This window comes from Streptomyces bathyalis (assembly GCF_015910445.1).
In the GTDB taxonomy this organism is placed as follows: Bacteria; Actinomycetota; Actinomycetes; order Streptomycetales; family Streptomycetaceae; genus Streptomyces; species Streptomyces bathyalis.
This window is the reverse complement of sequence record NZ_CP048882.1, coordinates 3,966,278-3,981,854: the sequence shown is the minus strand read 5'-3', so window position 1 is coordinate 3,981,854 and position 15,577 is coordinate 3,966,278. Positions and strand designations below refer to the sequence as shown.

At 66.5% G+C, this 15,577-nt stretch carries 12 protein-coding genes and 1 pseudogene; 6 read left to right on the top strand and 7 right to left on the bottom strand.

Going from position 1 to position 15,577, the window contains the following annotated elements; genetic code table 11:
- Positions 1–297: 297 nt before the first annotated feature.
- Positions 298–1,347, bottom strand: a complete 1,050-nt coding sequence (locus G4Z16_RS17330) for a beta family protein (RefSeq protein WP_197351674.1) — start codon at positions 1,345–1,347, stop codon at positions 298–300.
- 139 nt (positions 1,348–1,486) lie between these two features.
- Here G4Z16_RS17330 and G4Z16_RS17325 point away from each other — a divergent pair, with 139 nt between their 5' ends.
- The 4 genes from G4Z16_RS17325 (at position 1,487) to G4Z16_RS17310 (ending at position 3,530) form a co-directional block, all read left to right on the top strand.
- Positions 1,487–1,726 (top strand): ribbon-helix-helix protein, CopG family, encoded by a 240-nt coding sequence (locus G4Z16_RS17325; RefSeq protein ID WP_197351673.1) that lies wholly within the window; start codon positions 1,487–1,489, stop codon positions 1,724–1,726.
- Entirely contained in the window at positions 1,723–2,157 is a 435-nt protein-coding gene (locus G4Z16_RS17320) for a PIN domain-containing protein (protein ID WP_197351672.1), read from the top strand. Before G4Z16_RS17325 ends, G4Z16_RS17320 begins: the two co-directional genes overlap by 4 nt.
- Before the next feature lie 357 nt (positions 2,158–2,514).
- Complete coding sequence (locus tag G4Z16_RS17315; RefSeq protein ID WP_197351671.1) at positions 2,515–2,862, top strand: transcriptional regulator; 348 nt, start codon at positions 2,515–2,517, stop codon at positions 2,860–2,862.
- Positions 2,859–3,530: a nucleotidyl transferase AbiEii/AbiGii toxin family protein gene (locus G4Z16_RS17310; RefSeq protein WP_197351670.1), complete on the top strand. Its 672-nt coding sequence runs from the start codon at positions 2,859–2,861 to the stop codon at positions 3,528–3,530. The genes G4Z16_RS17315 and G4Z16_RS17310 overlap by 4 nt, the downstream gene beginning before the upstream one ends.
- 324 nt (positions 3,531–3,854) lie before the next feature.
- On the opposite strand, the gene G4Z16_RS17305 is transcribed toward G4Z16_RS17310, so the two are convergent.
- The 4 genes and pseudogenes from G4Z16_RS17305 to G4Z16_RS17295 form a co-directional block, all read right to left on the bottom strand.
- Complete coding sequence (locus G4Z16_RS17305; protein WP_197351669.1) at positions 3,855–5,108, bottom strand: LCP family protein; 1,254 nt, start codon at positions 5,106–5,108, stop codon at positions 3,855–3,857.
- A gap of 211 nt (positions 5,109–5,319) precedes the next feature.
- On the bottom strand, positions 5,320–7,431 hold the full coding sequence (locus tag G4Z16_RS17300; protein ID WP_197351668.1) for a glycosyltransferase: 2,112 nt from the start codon (positions 7,429–7,431) through the stop codon (positions 5,320–5,322).
- A gap of 807 nt (positions 7,432–8,238) precedes the next feature.
- Positions 8,239–8,535: pseudogene (locus tag G4Z16_RS33430) on the bottom strand (hypothetical protein); the annotation flags it as partial.
- Between the two features lie 19 nt (positions 8,536–8,554).
- Positions 8,555–10,168 (bottom strand): sodium:solute symporter family transporter, encoded by a 1,614-nt coding sequence (locus G4Z16_RS17295; RefSeq protein WP_197351667.1) that lies wholly within the window; start codon positions 10,166–10,168, stop codon positions 8,555–8,557.
- A 602-nt stretch (positions 10,169–10,770) separates the two neighbouring features.
- Between G4Z16_RS17295 and G4Z16_RS17290 the strand changes: the two genes are divergently transcribed.
- Positions 10,771–12,381: a protein kinase domain-containing protein gene (locus G4Z16_RS17290; protein WP_246530908.1), complete on the top strand. Its 1,611-nt coding sequence runs from the start codon at positions 10,771–10,773 to the stop codon at positions 12,379–12,381.
- An 86-nt stretch (positions 12,382–12,467) separates the two neighbouring features.
- Here the strand turns inward: G4Z16_RS17290 and G4Z16_RS17285 are convergent, their stop codons facing one another.
- Positions 12,468–14,075 carry a DUF4246 domain-containing protein gene (locus G4Z16_RS17285; protein WP_484600480.1) on the bottom strand — a complete coding sequence of 536 codons (1,608 nt, stop codon included), beginning with the start codon at positions 14,073–14,075 and terminating at the stop codon, positions 12,468–12,470.
- Between the two features lie 274 nt (positions 14,076–14,349).
- On the opposite strand from G4Z16_RS17285, the gene G4Z16_RS17280 reads away from it, so the two are divergent.
- The gene (locus G4Z16_RS17280; RefSeq protein ID WP_197351665.1) at positions 14,350–14,775 is read left to right on the top strand and encodes a hypothetical protein; all 426 of its coding nucleotides are present in this window, start codon (positions 14,350–14,352) and stop codon (positions 14,773–14,775) included.
- Positions 14,776–14,852: 77 nt separating this feature from the next.
- Here the strand turns inward: G4Z16_RS17280 and G4Z16_RS17275 are convergent, their stop codons facing one another.
- Positions 14,853–15,350, bottom strand: coding sequence for a roadblock/LC7 domain-containing protein (locus tag G4Z16_RS17275; protein WP_246530907.1), 498 nt, complete (start codon positions 15,348–15,350; stop codon positions 14,853–14,855).
- Positions 15,351–15,577 lie beyond the last annotated feature (227 nt).

Here is a 15,577-nt window from a genome sequence, read left to right as displayed (position 1 = left end):
CCACTTGTCAGCCGACGACCGCTCCGTGATTCCCAAGCTCAGAGCGCGGGTTCGATTCCCGTCACCCGCTCCAAAGAAAAAGGCCCAGCTCAGGGAAATGATCCCCAAGCTGGGCCCTTGTGTTGTCCAGACCGATTCAGGCACCTTGCACCACCTCCGCACCATGGATGGATCTTCCGGCTTGCCTCTGTGCTTCTCTCGCTCGGCTCGCACCATCCGGTCAAGCCCCGCTGCCACCTCCGTCTGCCGCTCGTCATCGGAGTGCTGGTAGATGAGCCCGGCCTTGAGGACAAAAGGTCACGGCTGGCCCGTCGTTCGCAGGGCCTCCGCGGTAACCGCCAAGTGGTGGGAAGTGGCCCAGGCACGCCACTCCGCTCCGCCACCGGCCTTCGCCCGCTGCCCCCGTGCGCACATGGCCAATTCCGCGTCTCCCCACGAAGTAGCCTCCCCGCGGACAGGCCAGTACTCCGAGCGCAGAAGTTCCCGCGCGATCACAAAGAAGTCATCGTTACCCGGAAGCGTCTGAGGGGCGACGTAGACCTGCCAGTCCTCGCCGGCCGTGTACCGAATGTTGGGGATGCTGCCACGGCCACGTCGCGGCGCGACCGGATGCGTTACGCCGTAATCGCCGAAGTGCGGTGGCATGCCGTCCGTAGAGTTCACCACCTTGCGCCACAACGCAGCGTCCCACCGGTGCACCCGGTTGGGAATTCCTCGCACCAGCTTCCGAAGAGTCTTGGGAAAGGCACCTGCAGCCAAAACCACGTTGCGCCACGTGGCCTGCCGCGCCCATCGCAACGCGTCCAGCATCGGCGGGAGCGCGTCAGTCACCGCGGTATCCCCGGACACGTGACCGGCATCCAGCACCAAGTCCACCTGCTCAGGGGCCAGATGCACGGCACGCAAGGCGGTGCGCACCTCACGCGACACCGTGGGAGACCCGACCGGAACAAGGAAGACATCGACGCGGAGCACCGCTCCACGCCTGTGAGCGCGCTGAACGTCACGCACCTCGGTCAGCGCTCCGGGCGGGTCATACGGTCGGAAGACCGGGATCAGGGCGAGGAGCCAGGCTCCGAACGCCTCGCTGAGCCAGTGCATCGGGCGTCCAGTCCAGACGCCGCCGACCACACCGTGATGCCATAGGCCGCCACAGTCCACGGCGATATCCAGCCCTTGCGGCAGCTGGCCCCAGGCGTTCTTGCGGAAGGTCTCCATGACATCCCGCAGTCGCTCGTCATGGACGACTTCCATGATCGGATGAACTTCGGCCTGCACACCGGGCTCCATCTGCCCGAGCGCGGTGAATTCGCCTCGTTTGCCTTTCAGGATCGGTACATACGCCATCACTGCCCCTAGGAGCCACGCACGCCCGCCCTCGTCGGAGGGATTGACTCGAGGCTGCCTGCCGACACATGGGACGGACAGGACGCGATTCAGACTTCCGACTGAGATTACGCTGTTATGGCTGAGGTACCATAACCATATGGCTTTGAAGAAGACGACCGTCATGGTCGACGAAGAAGACCTCGCGCTGATCAAGGAGGCGGCTGCTCGGGAGGGGCGCTCGGAGTCGGAGTACTTCCGGGAGGCGTTCCACCTCGCGGCCCTGCGCACCCGTCGCTGGGATGAGGACTGGGACATCCCGAGCATGGACTTCGGCGGACCGGTCACTGCCGAGGAGATCGACCGAGCGGTCTCGGACGGCGTGGCGGACACCGAGTGATCGTCGTCGGGGACACCTCCGGCCTGGTGGCCGCACTGAACACCTCGGATCCTGACCACGGAGCCGCTCGGACCGCCATGCGTCAGGCAGCACTCATCGTGGTATCGCCGTTGGTGATTTTGGAGATCGAACACATCACCACGCGCAACGTCGACCGCAAGGCCGCGTACGCGGTGAACGACTGGGTGCTGGGACAAGAGCGAACCGGACGCTTTGCCATTCCCGAGTTGTCCGCCGGCACACTTCGCAAGGCCCGTAAGGTCCAGAACCACTACGCGGCCCTGCGGCTCGATCTGACCGATGCGGTGAACGTCGTTCTGGCCGAGGCGTACGACACTGAGATCATCCTGACCCTCGACCGCCGGGACTTCAGAGCCGTCACCCCTCTCACCGGCGATCACGCTTTCCGGCTTCTGCCTGACGACCTGTAGAGCCACCTGAGCGACCGTGCCAAATGCGTGCCAGAACGGCCGGACTGCCACGGTCAACTCCGGTCGCGCGTGGGCCAGTACCAGGCCGCACACAGCCTTCATGAGCGCAGGTCAGCCCTCGATCTGGCTCCAGCGGCACGGTGGTTCCAAGCTCAGAGCGCGGGTTCGATTCCCGTCACCCGCTCCAGCGCAAAGCCCCAGGCCAGAGGTCTGGGGCTTGTTTGTTGTGCGGGCCTGCTGCCCCTCATGCCGCTGGCCCGCCTTCAGGTGGCAGCTGCTCTGTCCTGAGCCATCACTCTGGCTGCTTATCCACTGCAGGGATCGCAAACCGTTTCAGTGCTGCGCGATGATAGAAACATGGCATCCACGCCCAGCATCTCCGAGATCCGTCGCGACCGGTTCGCGCGGCGTCGACCTGCCGACCTCTCCGAGCTCGATGGCCCGGCGCACGGCAGTGTCAGCCTGCCCCTCCACCTGGCGTGGTCCGGTCTCACTGAGTTCGATCTCGACCAGCCCCGCCTGCGGATGAGCTGCTACCGGATCGTCCTGGCCGAGGGCATGCGTGAGGATCTGGTCCGGTATCTGAATAGGGATCTGCTCATCAGCATGTGGCCCGTTCTGCGCACTCTGATCAGCCGCGACATCCGTGAGGTCTGGGAGAGCGCCTTCGCCGAACTCAGGCCGAGCACCCAGACTGCTGCATGAATCTCACGGAATTCCACCGCAGGCTGCTGGCAGATGTACTCGCAGTTGGCGAGGCCTATCCGCTCGCGGTCACAGGGGGTTACGCCGTCCAGGCCCACGGCCTGGTCGACCGGCTCAGCCAGGACCTCGACGTCGCAACCGAGAACCCCGACCGTATGGAGGACATCGCGGCCTCCGTACGTACCGGTCTGGAAGGCCGCGGCTGGAGCGTACGTGCCTTGGAAGCCGACCCGCTCTCGGCCCGGCTGATCGTCACCGACCCCGGCTCCGGCGAAGAGTGCGAAGTAGACCTCCTCAAAGAGGCTTTCTGGCGCCCGCCGGTGACGACCGAATTCGGATTGGTTCTTTCGCTCGATGACGTCGTCGGCACCAAAGTCCGCGCTTTGGCCGACCGCGGGCTGGCACGGGACCTCATCGACGTGCGGGCTGCCGCAGATCGTTGGAGCCGCACGGAACTCGAAGCGCTCGGGCAACGTCATGCTCGCGATGACTTCGACCTCTCCGAACTCCAAGCGCGGCTCGGCGGAGCGGACTGGATCGACGACAGCGAATTCGCCGCCTACGGCCTCGACGGTGAGGAGACCGAAGAACTGCGTCGGTGGGCACTTTCGTGGGCTGACGACATCGCCGTACGGCTCCACGATCCGGAAGACCTCGAGGAGGACTGAGCAGCCCGCCCCCAGCCGCCGCTTGTGCCAGATGCGTGCCAGAACGGGCGGAGACGCCCGGTCAACACCGGTCACAACGCGGCCTGTTCCAGTGGTGCACCAGGAGTCATGCACGCAGCTCAGCACACCACCTGCTGAGCCCAACCATTGGTGATTCCCAAGCTCAGAGCGCGGGTTCGATTCCCGTCACCCGCTCCAACGAAAAAGGCCCAGCTCAGGGACATGATCCCCAAGCTGGGCCCTTGTGTTGTCCGGGCCGATTCAGGCACTTCGCACCACCTCCGAGCCTTGCGCCATTCCACCCGAGGGTCGAGCACCAGAGCACTAACGCTCTGCCTTGAAGGTCACCGGCTGGTCGTTCCTCAGCTGGGTGAAGAGCTTCCTCGACTGTGCCCTCTCCCACAGCACCGCGCTGCCCTTGGAGGTGGTGAAGTCGCGGTCGGCCACGGGGATGTTGACGCGCTTGCCGTTGCCGGCCGTTACGGCCTGCAGCGCCCGGAACAGCAAGGTGAGGTTTGACGGGTCGGTGTCCTTGTCCACGACGAGGGTGTCCAGCCCCGAGCCCAGGGCCGAGTAGACCGTCGACGGGTCGAGCATGGTGCTCGGTGAGGCGGCCTTTCGGGCGAGGGCTGTCAGCAGCTTCTGCTGGTTCCTGTTGCGGCCCAAGTCGCCCTGGGCCTCCTGGTGCCGCTGCCGGACGAACGCGAGCGCCTGTGCACCGTCGAGGGTTTGGCAGCCCTTCTTCAGGTCGACGCCCGACTTCTTGTCCTTGACGTCCCTTTCCAGGCACATGTCCACGCCTCCGACCGCGTCCACGATCCCCACGAACCCCGCGAAGCCGATCTCCGCGTAGTGGTCGATGCGCAGCCCCGTGTTCCGTTCCACGGCACGGACGAGCAGCCTCGGGCCGCCGTACGAGAACGCCGCGTTCAGCTTGTTCCGCGTCGGTGGGTAGTGCATGCCGGTGTCGGGGCGGATGAACGACGGGATGGTCGTCCACGAGTCACGCGGCAGACTCGTCATCGTGGTGCCGTGGGCACCGGTATGCAGCAGGATCATGGAGTCAGTACGGCTGCCCTCGGCCGTGCCGGTGTGCAGATCCTTCTTGGCCTGGCTGGAGAGGCCCTGCCGGCTGTCGGACCCCACGATGAGGTAGTTGGTGCCCTTGCCTCGCGGAGGGCGGTCCGGGACCTTGCCGAGGTCGACGTCCCGATTGAGCCTGGTGTCGGCCCATACGTAGGTGCCGATCGAGCTCGCCAGCACCACGGCGACCACGAGGGCCATCATCCGCGCAATGCGGCGGCGTCTGCTGGGGCGGTCCCTCGTGGATCTGCGGCCACGCTGGTAGTCGGCACCACGGTCGGCGCCCGAGGAGTCGTCGAATTGGGGCGGGATGCCAGGCGGGACCGGGGCGGCGCCCTGCGGTCGAATGTGTCCCGGCGGCTGCGGAGGCGCCATGGCGGGCGCCGCAGCCGGATACGTGGCCCGACGCCACACCTGCCCCGGGATGATGCGCGCCGCGCCCGACTCTCCGCCGCGCACGCTCCCGTCGTGCCGTCCGTCAAGCCAATCGCTCATGGGCGGCAGCCTCCATGCTCACGGTCGTTCATGCCCAACCAGTCCTGAAAAGACATCAAAATTGCTCAAGAATCGCTGGTTTCCGGTATCCGGCATCTGATCTCTGATTTGCGACGTGTGAGGTCACACCGGACGTAGCGCCCGGCACAGGGGGCGCCCGCGCAGCACAGGGCCGGATGTGCGGGTGCTCCACATGACGCGCCGCCCTCGGTCACCTCGATGACAGGCTCTTGTACTCGTACGCAGTCGGCTGCCCGAGCGGCGTGACGACCGCGCCGGAGCGGTGCTGGTCGGCCGTGCCCGAGCGATGCATGCGGTGCCACTTCAGCCGGGTGCCGAGCAGCAGGGCGACCACGGACTGGATGACTACGAGGTACATCAACTGCCGATAGACGAAAAGCTGGAAGGGCATCGACCACAGCGCCCGCAGCCGTTCACGGTCCAGCCGCAGCGCGTATCCGGCGGTCACCAACTGCACGATGAGGAAGCCGAACCACACACCGCCCGCTTGAATGGGGCCCCGGAAGAGCATCCCGTACAGCACGAAGACATCGACGATCGGCGCGAGCAGGGGGAGCGCGACCTGGAAGAAGGCGAGATAGCTCAGCCCGCGGCGGCCGAAGCGCCCGGCGGGGCCCACTTCGACGATGGTACGGCGGTGCTTCCACATGGCCTGGAGCGTGCCGTAGCACCAGCGGTAGCGCTGCCGCCACAACTGGCGCAGTGAGGTGGGGACTTCGGTCCAGGCGATGGCGCACTCCTCGTAGACCACCCGCCAGCCCGCCTGCCACAGGGCCATGGTGAGGTCGGTGTCCTCGGCGAGGGTGTCCTCGCTGACACCTCCGACGCCCATCAGCGCGTCCCGGCGGAACGCTCCGATCGCTCCGGGAACCGTCGGCATGCACTCCAGCACCTCGAACATCCGCCGGTCCAGATTGAAGCCGCAGACGTACTCCAGGTGCTGCCATCTGCCCAGCAGCCGACGCCGGTTGCCCACTTTCGTGTTGCCGCTCACCGCGCCGACCGCAGGATGCGCGAGCGGCTGGATGAGGCGGTGAATGGCGTCCGGCTCGAAGACGGTGTCCGCGTCGACCATGATCACGATGTCGCACATCGCATGCGCCAGACCGGTGTTGAGCGCCGCGGCCTTGCCGGAGTTGGGCTGCCGGACCACCCGCACCCGGGGGTCGTCGATCCATGTGGCGATGTCCGCCGTCGAGTCCGTCGATCCGTCGTCGATCACGATGACCTGCAACTCCCGGTGCGTGGAGGCAAGGAGCGACCGGACGGTGGACTCGATGCCCGCCTCTTCGTTGTACGCGGGTACGAGAACCGTCACCGGCTCGTTGACCTGCCGCAGCCAGGGCGATCCCGGGCGGAACCTCTCCAGACGCCGGACATGAGCGCGGGCGAAGAAGGCCAGCGTCAGCAGTCGCAACACCCCGAGGCTGCCGGCTGTCACGAGGAGCCAGTTCATTCCACTCGCGATTGCGTGGCCGACGCTCTTTCCCCAGATCAGGGCCGTACCCGGCCATCGTTGAAGGACGGAGACACGAGTCTCGGCCGGCTGAAGCCCCACACCTTCGGTGACCGTGGTGAATTCATCGATCTTGCGGTTGTTGAGAAGCCTCTTCGCCTTCTCATATCCGGCGTCCGTCTGGCTGTACTGCTGGATCACACCCCGCGATGGCTTCCGGGACGACTTGTCGCCGGCGACCAGGGTGTAGCCCTCCGTGGCAGCGCGCCTCGCCGCCTTCCACTCGGCTCCGCACAACGTGTCCACCGTGGTGGTCTGCGGCGGCCGGAGCAGACTGGTGTGGATGCCCGCCGTGCCCGCCAGAGCCGACTGCGTGAGCGACAGCTCCAGTTGGAAGCGGACGCTCGAGGCCGAGCCCAAAGCGGCGCCTGTGTAGGTGTTGGAGCCGATCTCATGACCCTCCTCGCGGATCCGCCTTACCAGGTCCGGGTGTTGGGCCGCCTGCGCACCGTAGAGGAAGAACGTGGCGTGCGCTTGGTGCTTGCGCAGCAGATCGAGCAGGCGCGGAGTCCACACGGGATCGGGCCCGCCGTCGAAGGTGAGCGCGACCTTGCGGGCCGGCATCGCGGCGGACTCGAACTTGGCGCCGTTTCGGCTCAGCACAGGACCGCCCTCAGCTACCTCCTTCTGCACGGGCTCTGTGCAGTTGCGCTTCCTCTTCGCGGCATCGACCTCGTGAGCGGTCCAGCCTTCGAAGAGCAGAGCTGCGAACACCGCGGGTAGAAGGACTATCAGCAGCAGCCAGTGGCCACGTGGGTCACGGGATAGCGCGTGCTTGCCCCTCATCGGCCGATGCGTCCCCTCATAACAGAGGAGGCGTGGGGCACGGTCAGTTCGACGCATCTCCGGTCGGGCGCCGTGGTTCTCACCGGAGCCGCGGCAACGACGGGTGGGCAGAAGGAAACAACATCCGGCAAGTCGGGAACCTCTGCCTCACGCCAGCCGGACAGGCGGAGACGTGGCTGGTGGGTGAACCTTTTCTGGAGGCTTCCGTTCCGGTCTTCACACATGGTCGGGGAGTGTAACCACCCCTTATCGGGCGCATGGCCGGCTCCTCGGCACGTCTGTCTGGGAACGCCCAGGTGAGAGAGGATCAGCGGTTTCAGCCCCTTCCGAGACGAGCGTGAACCGTGAGAGGTATCACACCGGATTCATGTGTATCGCCCGCAATCAGTACGCCTCGTCCGAGCGTCTGCCAGCCCGAGCAGACACGGGAACGCCACTCGTCCCGGGTCTCTTCAGCGCTGGATTCCGACGAGGTTCGTTTGGTCAGGTCAGAGCAGATTTCTGCGGCAAGGCTCCGGTGATTCCCAAGCTCAGAGCGCGGGTTCGATTCCCGTCACCCGCTCCAGCGCAAAGCCCCAGGCCAGCACGGGGCTTGCTTGTTGCGCGGACTGTTACCTCCGGCTCAAGCGTCGGGGTCGCCGTCCGGCCGGGCGAAGCGGTGGATAAGGGCGACCGCGATGATGAAGGCGGCCAGCAGGACACTCGAGGCCAGACGGGCACCTCGCCGGGCTGCCGGACGCGCGGCCAGCACGGTGTCGGCCGGACGTCCACGGCTCCGGGGCAGCAAGGCGACCGGCTGCAGTGACCTCAGCGACCGTCCTGCCGACGTCGCAACACGACGGTCCCCCAGTCCGAACGACCGCCCGAGCCGCCGAGCCGCCCTTGGCAACACGGGCCACGATCGTCACAGGCTGCAGTGCCAGATGCGTGCGCCGCCTTCTTCCGTTCAGCGCGTACCCGTGCGTCGACCCCGCCGGCGACCTCCCGTTGTCGCGCCGAGTTCGAGTGCCGACAGATCAACCCGGCTCGTTCGGAGGACTGGCCGGCGCGGACCATCGTGTCCTTGAGGGTGGCCTCGCTCCGCGTCGTCGAGGGGGTGTGTCCGGGGACGGGCCCCACCAGGTCAACGCACCTGCGTCCGCACGTCGTTGCTCTTGCCGGATTGCTCCGGGACGACGAGACCGCCGCGCGCTGCGTCCTTGTCGGCCCGTGCGCGCCGGGTGAAGGCCCAGCAGATCAAGAATCCGGTCGGCACGCTCAGAATGCTCGGCGAGGTCAGCGGCCACATGCTCCAGTCTGCGTACGGGAAGACCGCGTGGGTGGTGCCCGAGACCAATGGGGAGAAGACGATCAGGACCAGGTTGATCACGGTGGTCACCAGGACGCAGTACTTGATCGCAGCGGCCGGGATCGACCGCTTGCCCAGGCTGAACACAAGCAGGGGCAGCAGCGTCGACACCGTCTCCGTGTAGGCGAGGACCAGCCAGAACTGCGGGCTCACGTCGATCGTCAGCGCCGCGATCAGGATCGAGAAGACACCCAGTCCCACCATGGCCAGCCGGGCCCGCACCGCTCCTCCGTCGCGGCGGGCGTCCGGTTGCACCTCGGCGCCGCCTCCGCGGCCCAAGTCGTGCACGATCGACGCGGATCCGGACAGCAGCAGCACTGAGGCGGAGGCGAGAATCGTGAGGAAGATGGAGCACATGATGAAGAACATGAGCTTGCCCACGTCGCCTGTCTCGCTGCCGTCCAGGGCCGTGGCGAGCAATGCCAGGTTCACACCGCCGAACGGCCCCTCCTGGGCCAGTTCCTCACGCCCGACCAGGGCGGCGATGCCGAAGCCGAGGAACACGGCGGTGGTGACGAGGAAGCACAGAGCGGCAGCCCCCACCCCGGCCGCCTTACGGGCGCTGCGTGCATCCGGTGCTCCGGCCAGGCGTACGACGATGTGCGGCAGGAAGGCCGCACCGAGCAGCACGCAGCTGGCGTAGGCGATGAGGTCCAGGTGCCCGGCGATGCCCCCTCCGAAGAGGCCGCCGATGCCGAGATATGCCCCTGTGCCCCCCTGCTGCCGCTCGGCGGTCTCCAGCAGAGCGCCGATGTCGCCGTCGAAGCGCAGCAGCACCATGACCGCCATTACCGGGGCAACCAGCAGGAAGGAAGCGGCCGTGCCGATCTGGTGCATGGTCGCGCCGCGGGCCGCGCCGATCGCGGCACAGGCGAGGATCAATCCGCCGGCAAGTACGACGACCAGCCGCCGGGAGAACGGATCGCTCAGCCCGATCAGTTGGGCGGCATGGCTGAGCGGCTGGAGTTGCCCGATGAGCAGGGGCACGACAGCCACCAGGCACGCGGCCCCCACCCAGCGCTTGGCGGGCCCGTGCGGCAGGTGGCGGGTGACCATCTCGCCGAAGGTCCGGCCTCTGGCCGCAGGAAGTCTGCCGGCCAGCCAGCGCCGCATCAGCACGGGAGACGCAGCCGCGCACAACAAGAGGATGACTCCGTCGACACCGCTGAGGGCGACGGTGCCGAGCAGGTAAAGCACGGCAGCGGTGGGCATGACTTCGCTGGCGACGGCCAGTCCTGTGGGCACGGTGCCGAGTTGTTTGCCCTCGCGGAAGAATCCGTCGCCGCTGCGCAGATCCGGGCTGACCCACATGGCCAGGAACAGGCAGGCGGCGATGAACAGCATGAACAGGCTCATGGCGAGGAAGCGTGGCTCGAGGAAGTCACTCATGGGCCGAACAGCCTGCTCGGTGAGGGGGGTTCATCTTTGTTGCTCCGGTGATGAGCGCGGGCCTCGTGGGGCGCCCGTACGTTCGTGGTCTCGGCATGGCTCGTCAGTGGTTACCGGAGGTTATCTGATGACTCGTGAGTTTGGTTTCCCCTTGCGTCGCCCTCTTGGGGACTTGTGGGTGTGGCCAAGGAGATCGGGTCTGCGTTGTGAGGGTGTAACGGGCAAGATGACGGACTGGCAGGTGAGTTGACCGTCCGCGGCTCGATCAGTCCGTGCCCCGCGTAGTACACGACCAGGCCGTTCCGTTTTGATCACCGGTTCGTTCGTCCGGTGCGCGGCGCCGTCAACTGACTTGCCGGTGGGCGCGAATCGAGCCCTTACTGCGCGACCTGCACGGACGCCACCGGACGCACGCGGAGGATTACGCGTCAGCAGCCTGCTCCGTCGCGACCTCCCCGAACAGGCAGCGCAGCAACGCTTGTTGGAGAGCAGCAGACAAGCTCTTCGGCGCCTCGAACCAGCCATACGGCCACCGTTAGGCTGCTTGTACGGTCAGGACGTGGAAGCCTGATCAGGGGCGCGCGATGCCAGGAGGTCTTGCAGTGAGGGACTTGGAACCGGGGGATCCACGTTCCGTCGGCGACTACCGGTTATTGAGCCGCCTGGGCGCGGGGGGCATGGGGCAGGTCTTCCTCGGGATGTCCCCAGGGGGGCGGCGGGTCGCGGTCAAGGTGGTGCATCGCGAGCTGGTCCAGCAGTCGGAGTTCCATTCCCGGTTCCGCCGGGAGGTTCTGGCCAACCGGCTGGTGAGCGGCGCATACACCGCTCCGGTGGTCGTTTCCGACCTCGGGCCGTTCCCTCCGGCGACGGTGCTGGCCCTTGCGGCGGCGCTGGCCGAAGCCCTGACCTCGATCCACGACGCGGGCCTTGTGCACCGCGATCTCAAACCCTCCAACGTGCTGCTCGCCGAGGACGGACCTCGGGTCATCGACTTCGGTATCGCGCGTATCAACGAGGCCAGCAGCATCACCAGAACGGGCATGATGATCGGCTCGCCGGGCTTCATGTCTCCCGAACAGGTCAACAGCGCAGAGATCACACCCGCCAGCGATGTCTTCTCCCTTGGCACGGTTCTGGCCTATGCGGCGACCGGCATCAATCCGTTCGGGGAAGGCCCGGCCCACGCGATGGGCTACCGAGCCGTCTACACGGAACCAGACCTCGAAGCTGTCAGCCGGCCCGACCTGCGCAGTCTCATCGCCGACTGCCTGGCCAAGACCCCTGAAGAGCGCCCCGCCCCCAAGGACATCCTCGTACGCGCGGGCTTCGACCCGGGACTCACGACACTCCTCGACAACGAGGCCTGGCTGCCCGCCGCCAAACGCGTCCGCTCCTTCGATCAGGCGATCGCAGACGCCGACACAGTCACCAGGAACACCCCTGAGTCCGTCGATGCCCCGGCGACCACAACACGCCCGGCCAAGCCGGGTCCGGAGCCGCGGCGCGGCCCCACTCGGCGCGCCGCACTACTTTCCGCGGTCGGCCTCGTCGTCGCCGCTGGTGTCCCCGCCGGGATCTACCTCACTCGCGAGCAGGGGCCCGATCCGATCGGGGCCTGGCCGCTCGACGAACGGTCGAAAGAGGCCGACAGCATCGGCAGCAACGACGGAAAGGCGTACAGGGTGCGCTGGGGAGAAGGGAACGGTGGGGCCCCGCTGTTCGACGGCCGGAGTGACATCGTCATCCCGGACAGGGTTGTCAGTACGGGGCCGGGCAAGGAATTCAGCGTCTCCGCGTGGGTGTACCTCAGCAGGACGCTCGGCTCGTTCGCCACCGCTGTCAGCCAGTCCGCCGGCGACACCAGCAACTTCTACCTCCGGTACTCGCCCGCGGCCGGCCGTTGGGCCTTCGCAGACAGGGATGGCGGTGCGACGTCCCGCGACCATCCAGAGATCTCGACCTGGACCCACCTCGTCGGCGTGCGCAAGGGCGGCGAGCTGCATCTCTACGTCAACGGGGTCGAGCAGCGGTCCCACAAGGCTGCGACTCCCGCCGTCGGAACCCCCGCCGACAAGCTGTTCATCGGCCGCGCCCGCGGTGCCGACGGTAGAGCCGCCGATTGGTTTCCCGGCAGCATCAAAGACGTCCAAGTCTTCAACAAGGCGCTCTCCCCTGATCAGATCAAGGTTCTGGCGAAGCCGAACGGAGACTGACCCGCAGCTGTCCAGCGACGCGTCAGTAGCTCGATCCAACTACGTCCAGTGGCCCTCTCCCCTGTGGTCAGCTCCGGTCCGGCGAATCAGTGCTCGCAGAGGGAGAATTCGCGTTCGTAGAGCTGCTCGTTGTGTTCGTCGACGAAGAACTTGCGTTCCTGCATGAGTTGTTCGCGGTAGTTCTTGGCCTCTTCAAGCGTCATGGTCGACGTGTCGGACCATGGTTGCTGCGGTGGTACATCGGATGTCGAGACGATCTTTTCCGACGGGTCGACCAGGAAGAACGCGAGTATTTTGCGATGTCCCGGACGGGTGGGATCCGCGAGACGGAATGAACCGACGCGGTGTTGCAGGATGTTCGGGAACGCCAGGCAGCGGCCCTCTGGAGTCGATGCCGATCCGAGCATCTGGTTCAGTGCGTCTTCGTCCTCCAGGCCGTACACCTCACGCACGCCGTTGTCGTCGTTCTGTTCGTAGTGCGGATCGTCGACTGCCGCCCGGAAACTCAGCCGGCTTTCGGTGATGTTCTCGCTGTCCCAGTAGTAGATGCAGGTCGAGACGATCCGCTCGTTCATCATCCCCTCGACATGCCAGGAACCGCCGGGGTACTCGGGCTTGTCCGGCGTGAGGTGAATCGTGGCGAGCTTGACGATGACCTGGAGACGGCGGCCGCGCAGGTCGACTCGGGCGGACTCATCAGGCAACTCGGGGGAGGTGAAGGCAGGGGCGTCCGGGATGGCCGGGCGACGGTTCTGCCACCAGTGGTCCTGGGCCTCTTCCCATGCCCGGAGGGCGTCCGCGTGGGCCCCGTCATCGCTGTAGGAGGATTTGGCCGGGTATTCCGGCTCCGAGTCGTACCACGCGGGGGGATACCACCCGAAAGGATCGGCCTCGATCCGCAGCGGCCGCGGATGGCGCAGATCGGTGAGCACATTTTCCAGCAGCGGGCGCATGCGCGCGAGCAAGTCCGGTAGGACGGAGGCCAGTTCGCGATGCTTCTCGGGGTGGACGTTGTTCACGTACGAGCGAAGGACGACATCGCCGTCGGCACTGACGTCGACGTCCGTGGGCAGCCACTGGAATCTCTCCGAGAATTCGTACTCGGAGGAGCGGCCCGCCGGCTTCTGCCACGTCCGCTCGGGCGCACCGCTCGCCTCTCTCACCAGGCAGAACAGCGACGGATGAACCAGATCCAGTACCTGGCCGCCGGATCCGGGATGCCAGTCCCTCGCCTCCTCGGGGACCTCTTCCAGAACCCGGACCGCCTCGCGCAGCCGGCATGCGAGCTCGGCGTCGACCAGCGCGTCCGACTGCCACACCCCGTCGACGGCGGACACCTCGATGCCGGTCCGTCCGTCCCGCAGCGCGGCGTAATGCCGGAGTTCGGCAAGCACGTAACGGACCTGCGCTTCGGTGAGGCCCTGGGCGACCGCTTCTTGCGTCCACCTGGCGACGATGTCGGCATCGTCCATCTTGTCGAACCAGCCCGGCTTCGCCCGGATGATCGAGCTGCACTGCATCATCTGAAGTTCCCGCAGTGTTCGGGGTGTCGCGAACGATATGGAACGGGAGGCATGAAAGGGCAGCGGGAAAGCAGACAGGCTGGTCAATTCTCTTGGTCCTCCCGGTCGGTGCGCACGGCAGGCGGGAAGGCTACTTGAGCAGACTGACAGCGCGGCCGTGGTCCCGATCACCGCGGGTCCGGGCGCCAGGGCCTCTCCGTAGTCGCGTGATGTCGGCCCCGGCGGCACTTACGTCCGGTCGGCTCTCGCTGAGAGTTCGGGGCAGCACAGCGCTCCGGACGACCTCGGTCGAAAACGACTCCTGCGGATGTCACTCATCACGGTCAGAGCGTCCGCCGGCAAGCGCCGGATCGGGTGGTCGGATCTGAGGGCGGCGGCTCACGCGTGCGTTAATCTCCCTGCCATGTCATCTCAGGGGCGTGGGCCCGTAGTTGTCCTCTGCATCGTGTTGGCGATACTCGGCATCTCCACGGCGGTGATCTTGTCAGCGGTGGCGCTGGACGCGAGCTCGCAGGTATCCAGCAAGCCGTTGGACGAATACAAGAACGAGGTGAACCTGTTCGAGGAATCCAGGTGCGACCCCGACGGGGAAACTCCGCCCGACCAGGTCTTCTTGTCCTGTCTGACCGAGCACGAAGCGGACATGGAGGAGGACGCGGCGACCTGGGCGGCCGAGGTCGAAGGGCGTCAGGCGGACATCCAGACGAAGGGCAACATGGCCATCATCTTCGGCCTGGCCGGGGTGACATTCGCGGTCTGCGCAGTGGCCGCCGGCAAGAGCAGCCGGCACGTGCAGCAGCCGACCAGCTGGTCTGCGGGGCATCCGGCAGGTGAGCCCCCCATGCCCGTCCAACCACCCTCGCAGCCGTAGCCTCGACCACCAGGACGACTGCCCCCCAGCTCAGAGCCGCTCCAACGACCTCGCCCGGCCCCTGCTGGAGCGGGATGTCAGCCCTGCATGCGCTGGCGCAATTCATCGCGCAGCTCCGGTGTGAGCGCGTGGCCGGCCCTGCCGACGAACCGAGCCATCTGGTAGCCGACCATCCCCGGGTCGCATTCCGGACTCGCAAAGGCCCCGAGCAGAGAACCGTCGCTGATGGACATCACGAAGAGGCTGCCGTCGGCCATGGTGATCACGGTTTGCCTGACGGTGCCGCCGTCCACCAACTCCGCAGCGCCATCGGTCAGAGCCCCGAGTCCAGCGACGATGGCGCCCAAGTCGGCCGAGAGTTTCCGGTTCGCGTGGCGTTCGTCGTCCGGCGAGACGCCTGCCTGACCGGAGTCGGAGGCCAGCAACGCCATCCCGTCCGAGGCGACAACAACCACGGAGAGGATGCCCGGCACCCCGTCGGCCAGGTTGTTCAACAGCCAGTGCAGATCGCAGGCGTTCCTGCTCGTCCGACCCGAAATGCCGTCGGCTTGGCCGGAGTTGGTGTACGAGTTCAACGACCCCGCTCCTCCTCTTGGGTTCTCGATCGCCATGTACGCACTGGCTTCAGTGATGATGCGGCGGTCCGCGGATCACCCCCCAGCCAGGCACCCTCTGCCGGGGCTCAGCCGGCCGTGAAGCGTGAAGTGTTGGGACCTTCGAACCCGCCCCTTCGGCCCACATGACGGACAACATCCGGAATTCTGGATTCCGCACCCTGACGAGACGCCAACCACCCGGGGAG